Genomic DNA, 18,169 nt, shown 5'->3' on the forward strand with positions numbered 1-18,169 from the left:
TGATTAAGGGATGTTTTTTTCAAAAGGAAAGTGGCGTGAAGATTTATCTGGTCGGTGGTGCTGTTCGGGATGCGTTATTAGGGCTACCGATTAAAGATAAAGATTGGGTCGTTGTCGGTGCCACGCCGCAGGAGATGCTTGACGCGGGCTATCAGCAGGTAGGCCGCGATTTCCCCGTGTTTCTCCACCCACACTCCCGGGAAGAGTATGCGCTGGCGCGCACCGAACGAAAATCGGGCTCAGGTTACACCGGATTCACCTGTTATGCCGCGCCAGATGTGACGCTGGAAGCCGATCTTCAGCGGCGCGACCTGACCATCAACGCAATGGCCCGCGATGACAACGGGGAGATTATCGACCCGTATAACGGACGCGACGATCTGGAAAACCGCCTGCTGCGTCATGTTTCCCCGGCTTTTAGCGAGGATCCACTGCGCGTTCTGCGCGTGGCGCGCTTTGCTGCTCGCTATGCGCACCTTGGCTTTCGTATCGCTGACGAAACCATGACGCTGATGCGCAACATGGCCGCCGCTGGAGAGCTGGAACACCTGACGCCAGAACGCGTGTGGAAAGAGACAGAAAGCGCCTTAACCACCCGCAACCCACAGGTATTTTTTCAGGTTCTGCGCGACTGCGGCGCACTGCGCGTGCTGTTCCCGGAAGTAGATGCTCTGTTCGGCGTTCCCGCGCCCGCGCAGTGGCATCCGGAAATTGATACCGGTATTCACACGCTGATGACGCTGTCGATGGCAGCCATGTTAAGTCCGGAGGTCGACGTACGTTTCGCCACGCTGTGTCACGATCTCGGTAAAGCATTAACGCCTAAAGCGCTATGGCCGCGCCACCACGGCCACGGTCCGGCGGGCGTTAAGCTGGTCGAGCAACTGTGTCAGCGCCTGCGCGTGCCGAATGACATCCGCGACTTAGCCAAACTGGTAGCCGAGTTCCACGACCTGATTCATACCTTCCCGATCCTGCAACCGAAAACCATCGTTAAGCTGTTTGATTCCATCGATGCGTGGCGCAAACCGCAGCGCGTGGAGCAAATCGCCCTCACCAGCGAGGCCGACGTGCGTGGGCGAACCGGTTTTGAAGCGGCGGATTACCCGCAAGGCAGGCTGTTGCGCGAAGCCTGGCAGGTTGCGCAGGCGGTACCCACGAAAGATGTCGTGGAAGCGGGATTCAAAGGTCAGGCAATTCGTGAAGAACTGACCCGACGCCGCATAGCGGCGGTGGCCAACTGGAAGGAGAAGCGGTGTCCTAAACCCACCGCCTGAACGGATATCACCCGTAGGCCGGATAAGGCGAAACGCCGCCATCCGGCACCACGGTAAGTCATCAGAAGAACACGACGTAAACGGCAGCCGCCACAACAAAGCGGTAAATCGCAAACGGAATGAACGAGATACGCTTAATCAGCTGCAGGAAGGTTTTGATCGCCACCAGTGCCACGATAAACGCCGTCACAAATCCAACTGCAAACATCGGAATATCTGACGCGCTGAGGAACGACCAGCTTTTGTAGAGATCCAGCGCCGTCGCGCCCATCATCATCGGCACCGCCAGCAGGAATGAAAATTCAGAAGCCGCGTAACGGCTCACGCCCATCAGCATACCGCCAGAAATCGTCGCTCCTGAGCGAGAAAAACCCGGCCACAGCGCGAGACACTGAAAACAGCCAATCATAAACGCCTGGCGATATGTCATATCATCCAGACCCGGCGCGCGCGGCTCTTTCGGTTTCAGGCACTCTGCGACAATCAGCAGCACGCCCCCCACCACCAGCGCATACATCACGTTGATCGGATTAAACAGTGACTTGATGGTGTCGTGGAAGACCAGCCCAAGGACAACGGCTGGAATCATCCCCAACAGGATATGTCCCAGCGTCAGCCGACCTTTACCAGTACCTTCATGCGGGGCCTTGCCAAAGTGAATGCCAATTAAACCAAACAGACGTCGCCAGAACATCACCACTACCGCCAGAATGGAACCCAGTTGGATCACGACTTCAAACGTTTTTGCGGTATCGCCCTCAAAACCTAACAAGTGGCCAACAATTATCATATGGCCGGTACTGGAAACGGGTAGGAACTCCGTCAGCCCTTCGACCACACCCAAAATTGCCGCCACCAGCAGCGAGTGCATATCACTCATCAATAAACCCCTAACGAAAGAGAAAAAGCACGGCAAAAAAGAGCCGACGTCAGGACTCTTTTATACCCGTTTGATTTAGAAATTATTAAATTAATTATTTTCTTTCAGATTATTGCCACGCTCAATAACGACCCCGACGTTTGCCGCACGGGCCACCGCACCAGGTTTGCTCAGCTTGATGCGCACCCACGGAGAATTAAAGCGGTTAAGTAGCAAATCCGCCACCTCTTCCGCCACACGTTCTACCAGCGCAAAACGCCCACCTTCCACATGATTAACAACCGTTTGAGCAATATCAGCATAGCTCAGGCAATCAGCCACATCATCGCTTTTAGCTGATTTGCGGTTATCCCATGCCATTTCGATATCGAACACCAACCGTTGTTCGATCGTTTGTTCCCAGTCGTAAACACCAATAGTGGTGATTACAGAAAGTTGCTCTATAAATACAATATCCATCACGACCTGCCTGCTTTTTGGCTAACCCGGATACCACTTCCGGCGAAATATGCGTATTATCCACAGAAGTAGCGTTTTACACGACATTTTCAAAACGGAACAGCTTATGAGTGCAATCGCGCCTGGAATGATTATCTTCGCGTACCTCTGTGGCTCAATTTCCAGTGCTATTCTGGTATGCCGCCTTGCTGGATTGCCGGACCCGCGCGACAGCGGCTCTGGGAATCCGGGCGCGACAAACGTGCTGCGCATCGGTGGCAAGGGAGCCGCCGTCGCGGTACTGATTTTCGACGTCCTGAAAGGTATGTTACCCGTCTGGGGTGCCTATGCGCTAGGCGTCAGCCCCTTCTGGCTGGGATTGATCGCAATCGCCGCCTGTCTGGGACACATTTGGCCGGTATTTTTCGGCTTTAAAGGTGGAAAAGGCGTTGCCACCGCCTTTGGCGCAATTGCGCCGATTGGCTGGGACTTAACCGGCGTGATGGCCGGAACCTGGCTACTAACCGTCCTGTTAAGCGGCTATTCGTCGTTAGGCGCTATCGTCAGTGCGCTGATCGCCCCTTTTTACGTCTGGTGGTTCAATCCCCAGTTCACTTTCCCGGTGTCCATGTTGTCGTGCTTAATTCTGCTTCGTCACCATGACAACATTCAGCGTCTGTGGCGTCGTCAGGAGCCGAAGATCTGGACCAAGCTAAAGAAAAAACGCGAAAAAGATCCCGAGTGATTTTATTGTCGGATAGCGACGCGTCGGCGTCTTATCCGGCCTCGGGGATGTGATACCCCTCCACCGGTTTGCCTAATCGGTTCTGACACCACGTCGCCAAAAACTCCACGCACACGCGAAGCTTCACGCTGCGATACAACGGCTCCTGATAAACCGCCCAGATATTAGCGCTTTGCGCATAGTCCGGTAGCACCCGCACCAGTTCACCGCTAGCCAGAAACGGTTGTACGTCCCATTCAGAACGCAGCATGATCCCTTTTCCCTGCAGCGCCCACTGCAGCACAATCTCACCGCTGTTAGAAGAAAGATGTCCCGCCACCTTAACCGACTTTTTCTCCTGACCGTTATCCAGTTCCCACACCCCGTGAGTCATATCCCGTTCTTTGGTGACCAGACAATCATGCCGAATTAATTCCTGTAACGTCATCGGCCCACCGTATTTTTGTAAATACGTCGGGGCCGCACACAATATTCTTTTGTTTTTCGTTAACAAATGCGCAATATAATAATCCGGAATTTCATCATTAATACGAATATCCAAATCGATATTATCCTGCGCCAAATCAATTTGCCGATCGTAAAGTTCAAAATGTACCTGTAATTCAGGATAGCTGTGCATCAATTCGGTAATTGCCGGTGCAATATAACTGCGCCCAAAACCAAAGCTACAGCCGATACGAATCATCCCTGCCGGACGCGTTTTGAGTTGCGTAACGTCATCGACCAGATGCTGATAACCTGCGAGGATCGCCTGCGCATGTTCATAGCAACGTTGACCACTCTCCGTGAGCGCTACGCCACGCGCAGAGCGGCTTAGCAGCGTCGTCCCCAGCGTAGACTCAAGGATCTGAATGCGTTTCGTCACAAACGCCGGCGTTTGCCCCAGCGTCGCAGCGGCGGCGCTAAAGCTGCCGCTATGAACAATTTCAACCAGCACCTGCAGGTCTTTCGCCAGGGGATACGTGTTCAGCATGATCGGTAATCCGTAATGTGGTTAACCGCAGTGTAATTCTCCCATACGTATTAAACCCTGCCCTGGCGCAATTTTTATTGCCTTATCTGGACATCATTCACGAACTGTTAATTAGATATTCACAGTGCCAAATAATATAAAACCACATTTTTAGTGGTAGTTTGTGGCGGAGAATTTATTTCCAGACAAATAAAAGAACTGGAGTTAATAAGATGAGCAATCAAAATAACCAACAAGCGATAACTACGCTGACGAACATTGTCGCCGACTTTACCGCCATGATTTCTACCCGCATGCCTGACGATGTTGTGGATAAATTAAAGCAACTGCGTGAAGGCGAAACATCAAAGATGGGTAAAATCATCTACCACACCATGTTTGACAACATGCAGAAAGCTATCGACCTGAATCGTCCGGCCTGTCAGGACACCGGTGAAATCATGTTTTTTGTGAAGGTCGGTTCCCGTTTTCCACACCTCGGCGAACTGCAAAGCATTCTGAAACAGGCCGTTGAAGACGCCACGGTAAAAGCGCCGCTGCGCCATAACGCGGTTGAGATTTTTGACGAAGTGAATACCGGAAAAAATACCGGTACCGGTGTGCCGTGGGTCACCTGGGACATCATCCCTGATAATGATGACGCGGAAATCGAAGTCTACATGGCAGGCGGCGGCTGTACGCTGCCGGGGCGCTCGAAAGTGTTAATGCCTTCTGAAGGCTACGAAGGCGTGGTGAAATTTGTCTTCGAAAATATCTCCACGCTGGCAGTCAACGCCTGTCCGCCGGTGCTGGTGGGCGTAGGTATTGCCACCTCCGTAGAAACCGCTGCCGTGCTTTCTCGTAAAGCGGTGCTGCGCCCAATCGGTTCACGCCATCCAAACCCAAAAGCGGCAGAACTGGAACTGCGCCTGGAAGAAGGACTTAACCGTCTGGGCATTGGGCCGCAAGGGTTGACCGGGAATAGCTCAGTGATGGGTGTGCATATCGAATCCGCCGCGCGCCACCCGTCGACTATCGGCGTTGCCGTCTCTACCGGCTGCTGGGCGCATCGTCGCGGCACGCTGTTGGTTCATGCCGACCTCTCCTTCGAAAACCTGTCTCACACCCGGAGCGCGTTATGAAAAAGATCCTCACAACCCCGATCAAAGCCGAAGATCTGGCAGACATTCGCGTTGGCGATGTCATTTACCTGACCGGTACGCTGGTGACCTGCCGTGACGTTTGCCACCGCCGCCTGATCGAACTGAAGCGCCCGATTCCTTATGACCTGAACGGCAAAGCCATTTTCCATGCGGGCCCGATCGTCCGTAAGAACGGTGAAAAATGGGAGATGGTCTCCGTCGGCCCAACTACCAGCATGCGTATGGAAGCGTTTGAGAAAGACTTTATCGAGCAGACGGGCGTCAAGCTGGTGGTCGGCAAAGGCGGCATGGGACCGCTGACGGAAGAAGGCTGCAAACAGTTCAAAGCGCTGCACGTCATCTTCCCGGCTGGCTGTGCGGTCGTGGCGGCAACTCAGGTTGAAGAAATTGAAGAGGTACACTGGACTGAACTCGGCATGCCGGAATCTCTGTGGGTATGCAGGGTAAAAGAGTTCGGCCCGCTGATCGTTTCCATCGATACCCACGGCAATAACCTGATTGCCGAAAACAAAAAGCTGTTCGCTGAACGTCGCGATCCTATCGTCGATGAAATCTGCGAGCACGTGCACTACATCAAATAACCCTCCCGGAGGGGCGTAACGCCTCTCCCTCTTCGCAGGGATACAACAATGGCACCTTTAGCTGGTTGGTGGCGATACCTGGCTCCGCTGGTGGTCATCGCCATTATTGCTGTTCTGCCCGTCCCCACCGGTCTTGAGAGTCATACCTGGCTCTATTTTGCCGTCTTTACCGGTGTGATTGTCGGGCTTATTCTGGAACCTGTACCGGGCGCAGTGGTGGCGATGATTGGAATTTCGATCATCGCCGTCCTTTCACCGTGGCTGCTGTTCAGCCCGGAGCAACTCGCGCAGGACGGTTTTAAATTTACCGCCAAATCGCTGTCGTGGGCGGTATCTGGATTCTCAAACTCGGTTATCTGGCTGATCTTCGCGGCCTTTATGTTTGGTACCGGCTATGAAAAAACCGGGCTCGGTCGGCGTATCGCGCTGATGCTGGTGAAAAAGATGGGACACCGGACGCTTTTTCTCGGCTATGCGGTGATGTTCTCAGAGCTGATCCTCGCTCCCGTCACGCCTTCCAACTCCGCGCGCGGAGCCGGAATAATCTACCCGATTATCCGCAACCTGCCGCCGCTGTATAATTCACAACCCAATAGCGCCAGTTCACGCTCCATTGGCTCGTACATCATGTGGATGGGCATTGTCGCTGACTGCGTTACCAGCGCTATTTTCTTAACGGCGATGGCACCGAACCTGCTGTTGATCGGCCTGATGAAAGGCGCGTCCCACACGGCGCTGAGCTGGGGCGACTGGTTCTTAGGCATGCTGCCACTGAGCATTTTGCTGGTGCTGATCGTGCCGTGGCTGGCGTACGTGCTGTATCCACCGGTACTGAAATCCGGCGATCAGGTTCCACGCTGGGCGGATACAGAGCTAAAAGCGATGGGACCACTCTGCGCCCGCGAGAAAAAGATGCTGGTGCTGATGGTCGGCGCACTGGTGTTGTGGATTTTCGGCGGCGATTTTATTGACGCGGCGATGGTCGGATACAGCGTAGTGGCGTTGATGCTGGTTTTGCGCATCATCAACTGGGATGACATCGTCAGTAATAAAGCCGCGTGGAACGTCTTTTTCTGGCTGGCCTCGCTGATAACGCTCGCCACCGGACTGAACAACACCGGCTTTATCTCCTGGTTCGGCAAGCTGCTGGCAAACGGGCTGAGTGGCTATTCGCCGGTGATGGTGATGGTAGCGCTGATCGTGGTGTTCTACCTGCTGCGATACTTCTTTGCCAGCGCCACGGCGTATACCTCTGCCCTCGCGCCGATGATGATTGCCGCCGCGCTGGCGATGCCGGAAATCCCATTACCGGTCTTCTGCCTGATGGTCGGCGCCGCCATTGGTCTGGGCAGCATTCTGACCCCATACGCCACCGGTCCCAGCCCTATCTACTACGGCAGCGGCTATTTGCCGACGGTGGATTACTGGCGGCTCGGCGCTATTTTTGGCCTGATTTTCCTCGTGCTGCTGGTGATCACCGGTCTGCTCTGGATGCCCCTCGTGTTACTGTAAACCCCATTGGGGCGGCGTATTGTCGCCCCTTTTTCCATAAGCTTCTCATATGACCCTTTTCCCGATGCGCTGAGGCATACTTTTTTGTATGCAAACACCCTCATGCTGATAGGGGAAACGCTCTGGACACGGTTGCGCACGAGACACTCACACGGGGCTGGCAGGCCGAACTGGATCTGCATTTTACCCGCACCGGGCACAAAACGGTGCTCGCCTCGGCGCGTCATCATGGTCCATTGACGGTTCAGCGTCCGTTTTACCCGGAAGAGGAGGTCTGTCACCTCTATTTGCTGCATCCACCTGCGGGGATCGTTGGCGGAGATGAGCTTCATATTGCCGTCACGCTCGACGAAAACAGCCATGCGTTAATCACCCAGCCCGGCGCGGGCAAGTTTTATCGCAGCCGAGGACCACAAGCGTTGCTGCGCCAGCATTTCACGCTCGCTTCGCACGCCACGCTGGAGTGGCTGCCGCAGGATACAATCCTCTTTCCCGGTGCCAACGCTGTTATTCAGTCTGTATTTCACATCGCATCAGAGAGTCGTTTGCTGGCCTGGGATCTGTTGTGTCTTGGGCGACCGGTTATGCAAGAGACCTTCAGCCACGGCGTGCTGCAAAACCGTCTGGAAGTGTGGCGAGATGACCAGCCGCTGTTGATAGAACGCTTGCAGTTGCAGGAGGGAGAGCTGAGTGGCGTTGCGCATCATCCCTGGGTCGGCACGTTGCTGTGTTATCCGGCCAGCGAACACATGCTGGAGGGCACGCGCGAGCGGCTTACACCGCTTGGCGATTACGCCGGGGCAACGCTTAATGACTCGCTACTGACAATCCGTTTTCTTGCCGACGACAACCTGATTGTACAGCGCGTTATGCGTGACATCTGGCAATTCCTGCGCCCGTTGCTGACACACAAAGCGCCTGTGCTACCGCGAATCTGGCAAACCTAAGAGAACCCTTATGGAACTGACTCCCAGAGAAAAAGACAAGTTGTTGCTGTTTACCGCCGCGCTGGTGGCGGAACGTCGCCTGGCCCGCGGGCTGAAGCTGAACTACCCGGAATCGGTGGCGCTGATTAGCGCTTTCATCATGGAAGGGGCGCGCGACGGGCAAACCGTGGCCGCGCTGATGGAGGACGGGCGTCACGTCCTGCGCCGCGATCAGGTGATGGAAGGCGTACCTGAAATGATCCCGGATATTCAGGTTGAAGCCACATTTCCGGACGGATCGAAGCTGGTCACCGTCCACAACCCGATCGTCTAAGGAGCGGCAATGATCCCAGGTGAATATCAGATCGCAAAAGGCAATATCGCACTCAATCCAGGGCGGGAGATCTGCACGATCGTGGTGGAAAATCATGGCGACAGGCCCATCCAGGTGGGATCGCACTATCACTTTTACGAAGTGAACCCGGCGCTGCGCTTTGACAGGCTGGCCGCACGCGGCTTTCGTCTGAACATTGCTGCGGGCACAGCGGTGCGTTTTGAGCCAGGACAAAAACGCGAAGTAGAACTGGTGCGCGTCGCTGGCGCACAAAGGATCGTCGGGTTTCGCAGTGAGGTGATGGGCGCGCTGGAGGCTAATAATGAGTAAAATTTCCCGGCAGGCGTACGCCGACATGTTTGGCCCAACCACCGGCGATAAAGTGCGCCTGGCGGATACCGACCTGTGGATCGAAGTAGAAAAAGACTTCACCACCTACGGCGAAGAGGTCAAATTCGGCGGCGGCAAAGTGATCCGCGACGGCATGGGCCAGGGGCAAATGCGCACCGATGCATGTGTGGATCTGGTGATAACCAACGCGCTGATCGTCGATCACTGGGGGATCGTGAAAGCGGATATCGGTATCAAAGCCGGCAGGATCTTCGCCATCGGCAAGGCAGGTAATCCCGATATTCAGCCCAACGTTACGATCCCGATAGGCGTGGGAACTGAAGTCATCGCTGGGGAAGGCAAGATCGTCACCGCAGGCGGCGTGGATACGCATATTCACTGGATCTGCCCACAGCAGGCGCAAGAGGCGCTGGTTTCCGGCGTGACGACGATGATCGGCGGCGGCACCGGTCCGGCCGCGGGCACTCACGCCACCACCTGTACGCCGGGTCCGTGGTACATCGCACGCATGCTGCAGGCGGCAGACACGTTACCGGTTAACATCGGTTTACTGGGCAAAGGTAACGGCTCAAATCCTGACGCCCTGCGCGAGCAAATCACCGCGGGCGCCATTGGCCTGAAAATCCATGAAGACTGGGGCGCCACGCCTGCCGCCATCGACTGCGCACTGACCGTGGCCGACGAGATGGACATCCAGGTCGCGCTGCACAGCGACACGCTCAATGAGTCCGGTTTCGTGGAAGATACGCTGGCGGCGATTGGCGATCGCACCATTCATACTTTTCACACCGAAGGCGCGGGCGGCGGTCATGCGCCGGATATCATCACCGCCTGCGCGCATCCGAATATCCTGCCCTCCTCTACGAACCCGACGCTGCCCTATACCATCAACACCATCGACGAGCATCTCGACATGCTGATGGTTTGCCACCATCTCGATCCGGATATCGCCGAAGACGTGGCCTTTGCCGAATCACGCATTCGCCGGGAAACGATCGCTGCCGAAGATGTGCTGCATGACATTGGCGCCTTTTCCCTGACCTCGTCCGATTCGCAGGCAATGGGGCGCGTGGGCGAAGTGATCCTGCGCACCTGGCAGGTGGCGCACCGCATGAAGGTTCAGCGTGGCCCGTTGGCAGAAGAAACCGGTGACAACGACAACCTGCGCGTTAAACGCTACGTCGCCAAATACACCATTAATCCGGCGTTAACCCACGGTATCGCCCATGAAGTCGGCTCTGTTGAGCCTGGCAAACTGGCCGATCTGGTGCTGTGGTCACCGGCATTCTTTGGCGTAAAACCGGCGACGATCGTTAAAGGCGGGATGATCGTCTGTGCGCCGATGGGCGACATCAATGCCTCGATCCCCACCCCGCAGCCGGTGCATTACCGCATGATGTTCGGCGCACTTGGCGCAGCGCGGCATCACACCCGGCTGACCTTTATTTCGCAGGCCGCTGACGCACAAAACATCGTGCAGCAGCTCAACCTGCAAAGCGCCATCGCCGTCGTTAAAGGCTGCAGAACGGTGAAAAAGGCTGACATGATCCACAACGACCTGCAACCCAATATCAGCGTCGATGCTCAGACCTACGAGGTGCGTATTGATGGCGAACTGATTACCAGCGAACCGGCAAACGTTTTGCCGATGGCGCAACGCTATTTTCTGTTTTGAGGAGTGACGATGATCTACCTGACCCAACGCCTGGACCACGCCCACCGCGTCACCGCAAGCGTCACGCTACCCATTGATATGCGGGTAAAAAGTCGTGCCAGAGTGGCGCTGAACGACGGTCGCGAAGCCGGGCTGATGCTACCGCGCGGTTTGCTGTTACGCGGTGGCGACCTGCTGACCACCGACGATGGCAGCGAAGTGATTGAAGTGATCGCCGCGCCGGAGTCGGTTTCCGTGGTGCGCTGCGCCGATCCTTTCCTGCTCGCCAAAGCCTGTTATCACCTCGGCAATCGCCACGTTCCGCTGCAAATTCTGCCCGATGAGCTGCGCTACCACCACGATCACGTGCTGGACGCCATGCTGCGCCAGTTCAACCTCGAGGTGACGTTCGCTCAACTACCGTTTGAACCGGAAGCAGGCGCTTATGCCAGTGAATCACACGGGCATCATCACGGCCATGCGCACTGATGCATAACACCCAACAGCTGCGTCTGATGCAGCTCGCCAGCAGCGCACTCCCGGTGGGGTCGTTTACCTGGTCCCAGGGTCTGGAGTGGGCGGTGGAGATTGGCTGGGTGAAAAGCGTCGATGACTTCTCTGCCTGGCAAATTCAGCAGATGGAGCAGAACTTTTTTACCGTCGACCTACCGCTGCTGGCGAGACTGTATCGCGCCTGCGAGCAGGACGATCTCGCTGCCGCACGCCGCTGGACCACTTACCTGTTAGCCTGTCGCGAAACCCGCGAACTGCGGGATGAAGAACGCAGCCGGGGCGCGGCGTTTACGCGGCTGGTCACCGACTGGGAGGCGGATTGCTCGCGAGAGTGGCGTACGCTCTTTGTTGACAGCCAGCTTTGCGGCATGGCCTGGCTGGGCGTGCGCTGGAATATCCCCCTGACCGAACTGGCGTTAAGCCTCGGCTACAGCTGGATTGAGAGCGCTGTGATGGCTGGCGTCAAGCTGGTTCCTTTTGGACAACAGGCGGCCCAGCGTTTGATTATTGCGCTCTGCGATCGCTATGCGCAGGGTCTGGCACAGGCGCTGGCGACGCCTGACGCCAGTCTCGGCTCCGCAACGCCGTTGGCCGCTATCGCGTCTGCCCGGCATGAAACGCAATATTCCCGATTATTCCGCTCCTGAGGAGAAAAAATGAGTAACTACAAGCATCCCCTGCGTGTGGGCGTTGGCGGCCCGGTCGGTTCCGGCAAAACGGCGCTGCTGGAAGCGTTATGCAAAGCCATGCGCAGCAGCTATCAACTGGCGGTAGTCACCAACGATATCTACACCAAAGAAGATCAGCGCATTCTCACCGAGGCGGGCGCACTGGAGCCAGACAGGATCGTTGGTGTGGAAACCGGCGGTTGCCCGCATACCGCCATCCGCGAAGATGCATCGATGAATCTGGCTGCCGTAGAGGCGTTAAGCGAGAAATTCGGCAATCTGGATCTGATTTTTGTGGAAAGCGGCGGCGATAACCTGAGCGCCACCTTCAGTCCGGAATTAGCGGATCTGACAATCTATGTGATCGACGTTGCCGAAGGCGAGAAGATCCCGCGTAAGGGAGGCCCGGGGATCACTAAATCCGATTTTCTGGTTATCAATAAAACCGATCTGGCCCCATACGTCGGCGCCTCGCTGGAGGTAATGGAACGCGATACCCTGCGCATGCGCGGCGAGCGTCCGTGGACGTTCAGTAATTTAAAATCCGGAGAGGGTCTGGAAAAAATTATCGCGTTTCTGGAAGAGAAAGGAATGCTGCGGATGTAGCGTCTTGCCCGGTAACATTGCGTCACCGGGCAAAAAATCACGCCGCCGGTAATTCCGCCAGCGGCCAGCGTGGACGCACGGTCACGCCAAGATCCGCCGTTGCGCCTGCTTTAAAACGAACCATGCCCGCGTAGGCGATCATCGCCCCGTTGTCGGTACAAAATTCCGGACGCGCATAAAATACTTCGCCGCGACGTTTTTGCATCATCTCGGCCAGTTTTGCGCGTAGCGTACGGTTCGCGCTCACGCCCCCCGCCATCACCAGACGTTTAAAACCGGTTTGATCCAGCGCGCGTTTGCATTTGATCATCAGCGTATCAACTACCGCATCTTCAAAGGCACGGGCGATATCTGCGCGCGTCTGATCGTCATTTTCGTTATTACGAATGGTATTCGCGGCAAAGGTTTTCAGCCCGGAGAAGCTGAAATCCAGCCCCGGACGATCGGTCATCGGGCGCGGAAAGACAAAACGTTTTTCAACGCCTTGCGAGGCAAGCTTTGACAGCATTGGACCTCCAGGGTAATCCAGCCCCAGCAGCTTGGCGGTTTTGTCGAACGCTTCGCCAGCAGCATCATCAATCGATTCGCCGAGTAATTCATACTGACCGATACCGGTGACGCTGATAAGCTGCGTGTGACCACCAGAAACCAGCAGCGCGACGAACGGGAACGCAGGGGGATTATCTTCCAGCATCGGCGCCAGCAGATGCCCTTCCATATGGTGCACAGGAATTGCTGGTACGCCCCAGGCGAACGCCAGTGAACGTCCTACGGTTGCGCCAACCAGCAGCGCACCAACCAAACCAGGACCTGCGGTATACGCTACCGCATCAATCTCTTTTGCCGTCAGTCCCGCCTCTTTCAGCGCGGCCTGGATCAGCGGTACGGTTTTACGTACGTGATCGCGCGAGGCCAGTTCTGGCACTACGCCGCCGTAGTCAGCGTGTAATTTCACCTGACTATACAATTGGTTGGCTAAAAGACCTTTTTCATCGTCGTAAATGGCGATGCCGGTTTCATCGCAGGATGTTTCAATACCCAGTACACGCATGACTTGTTTTACCTCGCTCTATTACCGCGCAGTGTAGGACCAATGCGGGTTGATGTAAAACTTTGTTCGCCCCAGGAGTTCCGCTCGTGTATACTCCTTGTCCTTATAAAAGTCCCTTTCAAAATCGCGTCGGTGCTTTACAAAGCAGCAGCAATTGCAGTAAAATTCCGCACCATTTTGAAATAAGCTGGCGTTGATGCCAGCGGCAAACCGAATTTATTAAAGGTGAGAGTTACATGCCGGTAATTAAAGTACGTGAAAACGAGCCGTTCGACGTAGCACTGCGTCGCTTCAAGCGTTCATGCGAAAAAGCAGGTGTTCTGGCGGAAGTTCGTCGTCGTGAGTTCTATGAAAAACCGACTACCGAACGTAAGCGCGCTAAAGCTTCTGCTGTGAAACGTCACGCGAAGAAACTGGCTCGCGAAAACGCACGCCGCACTCGTCTGTACTAATCTATTGAGAGCCAAAGCTCTCAATTCAGACTGAGTTGTAGTTGTAAGGCCGTGCTTCCGGAAGGAATGCGCGGCTTATTTTCGTTTATGCATTGGCATATACACAAAATCATTCAGTATGCATCAAGGCGGCAAGTGAGTGAAGCCCCGGAGCTTACATAAGTAAGTGACAGGGGTGAGCGAGCGCAGCCAACACAGAGGCAGGCTGAAGGATGAAGTGTATAAAAGGGGCATATGGCTGGACGAATTCCACGCGTATTTATCAATGACCTGCTGGCAAGAACCGACATCGTCGATCTCATCGACGCGCGGGTAAAGCTGAAAAAGCAGGGCAAAAATTATCACGCGTGCTGTCCGTTCCATAACGAAAAAACCCCCTCTTTCACCGTAAACGGTGAAAAACAGTTTTATCACTGCTTTGGGTGTGGCGCGCATGGCAACGCCGTCGACTTTCTCATGAACTACGACAAGCTCGAGTTTGTGGAAACCGTCGAAGAACTGGCCGCAATGCACAACCTTGAAGTGCCCTATGAAGCAGGCAGTGGCCCCAGTCAGATAGAGCGCCATCAACGGCAAAGCCTTTATCAATTGATGGACGGCCTGAACACTTTTTATCAACAGTCTTTGATGCAGCCCGCCGCTACCCCTGCGCGCCAGTACCTGGAAAAGCGAGGATTAAGTAGCGACGTTATCACCCGTTTTGCTATTGGTTTTGCGCCCCCCGGCTGGGACAACGTCCTGAAACGGTTTGGCGGCAATGCTGAGAATCGCAAATCGTTGGTCGATGCGGGGATGTTGGTCACCAACGATCAGGGACGCAGTTACGATCGCTTCCGCGAACGGGTGATGTTCCCCATCCGCGACAAACGTGGTCGGGTCATTGGTTTTGGTGGACGCGTGCTGGGCGATGCCCTGCCGAAGTATCTGAACTCCCCGGAAACCGATATTTTCCATAAAGGTCGCCAGCTGTATGGCCTTTATGAAGCCCAGCAGGATAACGCCGATCCGCAGCGCCTGTTAGTGGTAGAAGGCTATATGGATGTGGTGGCGCTGGCGCAATACGGCATTAACTACGCCGTGGCATCCCTTGGGACATCCACCACCGCAGATCACATTCAGCTGTTGTTCCGCGCGACGAACAACGTAATTTGCTGTTACGACGGCGACCGCGCCGGGCGCGACGCAGCATGGCGCGCGCTGGAAACCGCACTGCCCTATATGACAGACGGACGCCAGCTACGCTTTATGTTTTTACCTGACGGCGAAGATCCCGATACGCTGGTGCGCAAAGAAGGGAAAGAGGCCTTTGAAGCCCGGATGGAGCAGGCGCTGCCGCTCTCTGCGTTTTTATTTAACAGCCTGTTGCCGCAGGTGGATTTGAGTACCCCAGACGGACGCGCACAGCTCAGCACGCTGGCATTACCGCTGATTACTCAGGTACCAGGCGAAACGTTGCGCATTTACCTGCGACAGGAGTTGGGAAACAAGCTCGGCATTCTGGATGACAGCCAGCTTGAACGTTTAATGCCAAAACTGGCAGAAAATGGGGCTTCCCGCCCGGTTCCACAGCTAAAACGTACGACCATGCGTATACTTATAGGGTTACTGGTGCAGAACCCGGAGCTCGCCCCGCTGGTTCCACCGTTAGGCGCACTGGATAGCAATAAGCTGCCTGGACTTGGCTTATTCAGAGAACTGGTCAACACTTGTCTGGCTCAGCCAGGTCTGACCACCGGACAACTTTTAGAGCACTATCGTGGCACAAATGATGCTGCGACCCTTGAAAAACTGTCGATGTGGGACGATATAGCAGATAAAGATATCGCAGAAAAAACCTTCACCGACTCACTCAACCATATGTTTGATTCGATGCTTGAACTGCGCCAGGAAGAGTTGATAGCTCGTGAGCGCACACACGGTTTAAGCAGCGAAGAACGCCGGGAACTCTGGACGCTGAACCAGGAACTGGCCAGGAAATAAGAGAAAGACAAAATCATTCGCGTTGTATCAAGGCAGCAAGTAAACGAACGCAGCTAACGCAGAGACAACGTGAAAGATGAAGTATTTAACGGCTTAACTGCCGAATATCGATCGGGAAGCCCCCGACAGCCGCACGGAGAGGCAGCGGCAAAATATAAGTATGCCCTCGTTTTGCCGTTGGCGGTTTTACCGCCCAACACCAATCAAACGAATTAAGTGTGGATACCGTCTTATGGAGCAAAACCCGCAGTCACAGCTGAAGCTTCTTGTCCAACGTGGTAAGGAGCAAGGCTATCTGACCTATGCCGAGGTCAATGACCATCTGCCGGAAGATATCGTCGATTCAGATCAAATCGAAGACATCATCCAAATGATCAATGACATGGGTATTCAGGTGATGGAAGAAGCACCTGATGCCGATGATCTGCTGCTTGCTGAAACCTCCAACAGCACCGATGAAGACGCGGAAGAAGCGGCTGCCCAGGTTCTGTCCAGCGTTGAGTCCGAAATCGGTCGTACAACTGACCCGGTCCGCATGTACATGCGTGAAATGGGTACCGTTGAACTGTTAACCCGCGAAGGCGAAATCGACATCGCTAAACGCATCGAAGACGGGATTAACCAGGTTCAATGCTCCGTTGCCGAATACCCGGAAGCTATCACCTACCTGCTTGAGCAGTACGATCGCGTTGAAGCTGAAGAAGCACGTCTTTCCGATCTGATCACCGGCTTTGTCGATCCGAACGCGGAAGAAGACATGGCGCCAACGGCGACGCACGTCGGTTCTGAACTCTCTCAGGAAGAGATGGACGACGATGAAGACGAAGATGAAGAAGAAGACGACGACAGCAGCGATGACGACAACAGCATCGACCCTGAATTAGCGCGTGAAAAATTCGGTGAACTGCGTACTCAGTACGAAATCACCCGCGACACTATCAAAGCGAAAGGCCGCAGCCATGCAGCCGCGCAGGAAGAAATTCAGAAGCTGTCTGAAGTGTTCAAACAGTTCCGCCTGGTACCGAAGCAGTTCGACTACCTGGTAAACAGCATGCGCGTCATGATGGACCGCGTACGTACTCAGGAACGTCTGATCATGAAGCTCTGCGTTGAGCAGTGCAAAATGCCGAAGAAAAACTTCATCACCCTGTTTACTGGCAACGAAACCAGCGAAACCTGGTTCAACGCGGCAATCGCGATGAACAAGCCGTGGTCTGAAAAACTGCACGATGTGGCAGATGACGTTCACCGCGGCCTGCAGAAACTGCAGCAGATTGAAGAAGAAACCGGCCTGACCATCGAGCAGGTTAAAGATATCAACCGTCGCATGTCCATCGGTGAAGCGAAAGCCCGCCGTGCGAAAAAAGAGATGGTTGAAGCGAACTTACGTCTGGTTATCTCTATCGCTAAAAAATACACCAACCGTGGCCTGCAGTTCCTGGATCTGATTCAGGAAGGTAACATCGGTCTGATGAAAGCGGTGGATAAGTTTGAATACCGTCGTGGTTACAAGTTCTCCACCTATGCAACCTGGTGGATCCGTCAGGCGATCACCCGTTCGATCGCAGATCAGGCGCGTACCATTCGTATCCCGGTGCATATGATTGAGACCATTAACAAGCTCAACCGTATCTCCCGTCAGATGCTGCAAGAGATGGGCCGCGAGCCGACGCCGGAAGAGCTGGCTGAACGCATGCTGATGCCAGAAGACAAGATCCGTAAAGTGCTGAAGATCGCTAAAGAGCCTATCTCCATGGAAACGCCGATCGGCGACGATGAAGATTCGCATCTGGGTGATTTCATCGAGGATACCACCCTCGAGCTGCCGCTGGACTCTGCGACCACCGAGAGCCTGCGTGCCGCAACACACGACGTTCTGGCTGGCCTGACCGCCCGTGAAGCGAAAGTTCTGCGTATGCGTTTCGGTATCGACATGAACACCGACCACACGCTGGAAGAAGTCGGTAAACAGTTCGATGTTACCCGTGAACGTATCCGTCAGATCGAAGCGAAGGCGCTGCGTAAACTGCGTCACCCGAGCCGCTCTGAAGTACTGCGTAGCTTCCTCGACGATTAATCTCGCCAC

Annotated in this window: 19 protein-coding genes; 15 read left to right on the plus strand and 4 right to left on the minus strand. The window is 54.9% G+C overall.

Going from position 1 to position 18,169, the window contains the following annotated elements; genetic code table 11:
* Positions 1–35 precede the first annotated feature (35 nt).
* Positions 36–1,277, plus strand: coding sequence for a multifunctional CCA addition/repair protein (locus SK32_RS16340; RefSeq protein WP_048213255.1), 1,242 nt, complete (start codon positions 36–38; stop codon positions 1,275–1,277).
* Positions 1,278–1,338: 61 nt separating this feature from the next.
* Here the strand turns inward: SK32_RS16340 and bacA are convergent, their stop codons facing one another.
* Together bacA and folB are read right to left on the minus strand one after the other, a co-directional pair.
* Positions 1,339–2,157: an undecaprenyl-diphosphate phosphatase gene (gene bacA, locus SK32_RS16345; RefSeq protein WP_048213256.1), complete on the minus strand. Its 819-nt coding sequence runs from the start codon at positions 2,155–2,157 to the stop codon at positions 1,339–1,341.
* Between the two features lie 90 nt (positions 2,158–2,247).
* A complete protein-coding gene (folB, locus tag SK32_RS16350) occupies positions 2,248–2,616 on the minus strand; it encodes a bifunctional dihydroneopterin aldolase/7,8-dihydroneopterin epimerase (RefSeq protein ID WP_003838117.1) in 369 nt (122 codons plus the stop codon).
* Between the two features lie 106 nt (positions 2,617–2,722).
* Between folB and plsY the strand changes: the two genes are divergently transcribed.
* The gene (gene plsY / locus SK32_RS16355) at positions 2,723–3,340 is read left to right on the plus strand and encodes a glycerol-3-phosphate 1-O-acyltransferase PlsY (protein ID WP_003024662.1); all 618 of its coding nucleotides are present in this window, start codon (positions 2,723–2,725) and stop codon (positions 3,338–3,340) included.
* A gap of 31 nt (positions 3,341–3,371) precedes the next feature.
* Here plsY and ttdR read toward each other — a convergent pair whose 3' ends face one another.
* The gene (gene ttdR / locus SK32_RS16360) at positions 3,372–4,313 is read right to left on the minus strand and encodes an L-tartrate utilization transcriptional activator TtdR (protein ID WP_048213257.1); all 942 of its coding nucleotides are present in this window, start codon (positions 4,311–4,313) and stop codon (positions 3,372–3,374) included.
* Positions 4,314–4,525: 212 nt separating this feature from the next.
* Here ttdR and ttdA point away from each other — a divergent pair, with 212 nt between their 5' ends.
* The 10 genes from ttdA to ureG all read left to right on the plus strand — a co-directional run bounded on the left by ttdA (position 4,526) and on the right by ureG (position 12,600).
* Positions 4,526–5,434: a L(+)-tartrate dehydratase subunit alpha gene (gene ttdA, locus SK32_RS16365; protein WP_048213258.1), complete on the plus strand. Its 909-nt coding sequence runs from the start codon at positions 4,526–4,528 to the stop codon at positions 5,432–5,434.
* Positions 5,431–6,036 (plus strand): L(+)-tartrate dehydratase subunit beta, encoded by a 606-nt coding sequence (ttdB, locus tag SK32_RS16370; protein ID WP_003828447.1) that lies wholly within the window; start codon positions 5,431–5,433, stop codon positions 6,034–6,036. The genes ttdA and ttdB overlap by 4 nt, the downstream gene beginning before the upstream one ends.
* Before the next feature lie 48 nt (positions 6,037–6,084).
* Positions 6,085–7,548: an anion permease gene (locus tag SK32_RS16375; protein ID WP_048213259.1), complete on the plus strand. Its 1,464-nt coding sequence runs from the start codon at positions 6,085–6,087 to the stop codon at positions 7,546–7,548.
* Positions 7,549–7,670: 122 nt separating this feature from the next.
* Positions 7,671–8,495, plus strand: coding sequence for an urease accessory protein UreD (locus tag SK32_RS16380; protein ID WP_197081319.1), 825 nt, complete (start codon positions 7,671–7,673; stop codon positions 8,493–8,495).
* A gap of 10 nt (positions 8,496–8,505) precedes the next feature.
* The gene (locus SK32_RS16385) at positions 8,506–8,808 is read left to right on the plus strand and encodes an urease subunit gamma (protein ID WP_003024678.1); all 303 of its coding nucleotides are present in this window, start codon (positions 8,506–8,508) and stop codon (positions 8,806–8,808) included.
* A gap of 9 nt (positions 8,809–8,817) precedes the next feature.
* Positions 8,818–9,138: an urease subunit beta gene (locus tag SK32_RS16390; protein WP_048213261.1), complete on the plus strand. Its 321-nt coding sequence runs from the start codon at positions 8,818–8,820 to the stop codon at positions 9,136–9,138.
* The gene (ureC, locus tag SK32_RS16395) at positions 9,131–10,834 is read left to right on the plus strand and encodes an urease subunit alpha (protein WP_048213262.1); all 1,704 of its coding nucleotides are present in this window, start codon (positions 9,131–9,133) and stop codon (positions 10,832–10,834) included. The genes SK32_RS16390 and ureC overlap by 8 nt, the downstream gene beginning before the upstream one ends.
* A gap of 9 nt (positions 10,835–10,843) precedes the next feature.
* Positions 10,844–11,302 (plus strand): urease accessory protein UreE, encoded by a 459-nt coding sequence (gene ureE, locus SK32_RS16400; protein ID WP_003024684.1) that lies wholly within the window; start codon positions 10,844–10,846, stop codon positions 11,300–11,302.
* Complete coding sequence (locus SK32_RS16405) at positions 11,302–11,973, plus strand: urease accessory protein UreF (protein ID WP_048213263.1); 672 nt, start codon at positions 11,302–11,304, stop codon at positions 11,971–11,973. Before ureE ends, SK32_RS16405 begins: the two co-directional genes overlap by 1 nt.
* A gap of 9 nt (positions 11,974–11,982) precedes the next feature.
* On the plus strand, positions 11,983–12,600 hold the full coding sequence (gene ureG / locus SK32_RS16410; RefSeq protein ID WP_003838095.1) for an urease accessory protein UreG: 618 nt from the start codon (positions 11,983–11,985) through the stop codon (positions 12,598–12,600).
* 37 nt (positions 12,601–12,637) lie between these two features.
* On the opposite strand, the gene tsaD is transcribed toward ureG, so the two are convergent.
* A complete protein-coding gene (tsaD, locus tag SK32_RS16415) occupies positions 12,638–13,651 on the minus strand; it encodes a tRNA (adenosine(37)-N6)-threonylcarbamoyltransferase complex transferase subunit TsaD (RefSeq protein ID WP_003024694.1) in 1,014 nt (337 codons plus the stop codon).
* Between the two features lie 236 nt (positions 13,652–13,887).
* Here tsaD and rpsU point away from each other — a divergent pair, with 236 nt between their 5' ends.
* The 3 genes from rpsU (at position 13,888) to rpoD (ending at position 18,160) form a co-directional block, all read left to right on the plus strand.
* Positions 13,888–14,103: a 30S ribosomal protein S21 gene (gene rpsU, locus SK32_RS16420; RefSeq protein WP_001144069.1), complete on the plus strand. Its 216-nt coding sequence runs from the start codon at positions 13,888–13,890 to the stop codon at positions 14,101–14,103.
* A 234-nt stretch (positions 14,104–14,337) separates the two neighbouring features.
* On the plus strand, positions 14,338–16,083 hold the full coding sequence (dnaG, locus tag SK32_RS16425; protein ID WP_048213264.1) for a DNA primase: 1,746 nt from the start codon (positions 14,338–14,340) through the stop codon (positions 16,081–16,083).
* A 232-nt stretch (positions 16,084–16,315) separates the two neighbouring features.
* Positions 16,316–18,160 carry an RNA polymerase sigma factor RpoD gene (gene rpoD, locus SK32_RS16430; protein WP_048213265.1) on the plus strand — a complete coding sequence of 615 codons (1,845 nt, stop codon included), beginning with the start codon at positions 16,316–16,318 and terminating at the stop codon, positions 18,158–18,160.
* Positions 18,161–18,169 lie beyond the last annotated feature (9 nt).

It is taken from the genome of Citrobacter sp. MGH100, assembly GCF_001034465.1.
Classification (GTDB): domain Bacteria; phylum Pseudomonadota; class Gammaproteobacteria; order Enterobacterales; family Enterobacteriaceae; genus Citrobacter; species Citrobacter youngae.

Coding starts and splice junctions, on each gene's coding strand:
- plsY (WP_003024662.1), top strand. CDS start 2,723: ATGAGTGCAATCGCGCCTGGAATGATTATCTTCGCGTACCTCTGTGGC.
- rpoD (WP_048213265.1), top strand. CDS start 16,316: ATGGAGCAAAACCCGCAGTCACAGCTGAAGCTTCTTGTCCAACGTGGT.
- bacA (WP_048213256.1), bottom strand. CDS start 2,157: ATGAGTGATATGCACTCGCTGCTGGTGGCGGCAATTTTGGGTGTGGTC.
- ureC (WP_048213262.1), top strand. CDS start 9,131: ATGAGTAAAATTTCCCGGCAGGCGTACGCCGACATGTTTGGCCCAACC.
- rpsU (WP_001144069.1), top strand. CDS start 13,888: ATGCCGGTAATTAAAGTACGTGAAAACGAGCCGTTCGACGTAGCACTG.
- ttdB (WP_003828447.1), top strand. CDS start 5,431: ATGAAAAAGATCCTCACAACCCCGATCAAAGCCGAAGATCTGGCAGAC.
- SK32_RS16390 (WP_048213261.1), top strand. CDS start 8,818: ATGATCCCAGGTGAATATCAGATCGCAAAAGGCAATATCGCACTCAAT.
- folB (WP_003838117.1), bottom strand. CDS start 2,616: ATGGATATTGTATTTATAGAGCAACTTTCTGTAATCACCACTATTGGT.
- ttdA (WP_048213258.1), top strand. CDS start 4,526: ATGAGCAATCAAAATAACCAACAAGCGATAACTACGCTGACGAACATT.
- tsaD (WP_003024694.1), bottom strand. CDS start 13,651: ATGCGTGTACTGGGTATTGAAACATCCTGCGATGAAACCGGCATCGCC.
- ureE (WP_003024684.1), top strand. CDS start 10,844: ATGATCTACCTGACCCAACGCCTGGACCACGCCCACCGCGTCACCGCA.
- SK32_RS16375 (WP_048213259.1), top strand. CDS start 6,085: ATGGCACCTTTAGCTGGTTGGTGGCGATACCTGGCTCCGCTGGTGGTC.
- SK32_RS16385 (WP_003024678.1), top strand. CDS start 8,506: ATGGAACTGACTCCCAGAGAAAAAGACAAGTTGTTGCTGTTTACCGCC.
- ttdR (WP_048213257.1), bottom strand. CDS start 4,313: ATGCTGAACACGTATCCCCTGGCGAAAGACCTGCAGGTGCTGGTTGAA.
- dnaG (WP_048213264.1), top strand. CDS start 14,338: ATGGCTGGACGAATTCCACGCGTATTTATCAATGACCTGCTGGCAAGA.
- SK32_RS16405 (WP_048213263.1), top strand. CDS start 11,302: ATGCATAACACCCAACAGCTGCGTCTGATGCAGCTCGCCAGCAGCGCA.
- ureG (WP_003838095.1), top strand. CDS start 11,983: ATGAGTAACTACAAGCATCCCCTGCGTGTGGGCGTTGGCGGCCCGGTC.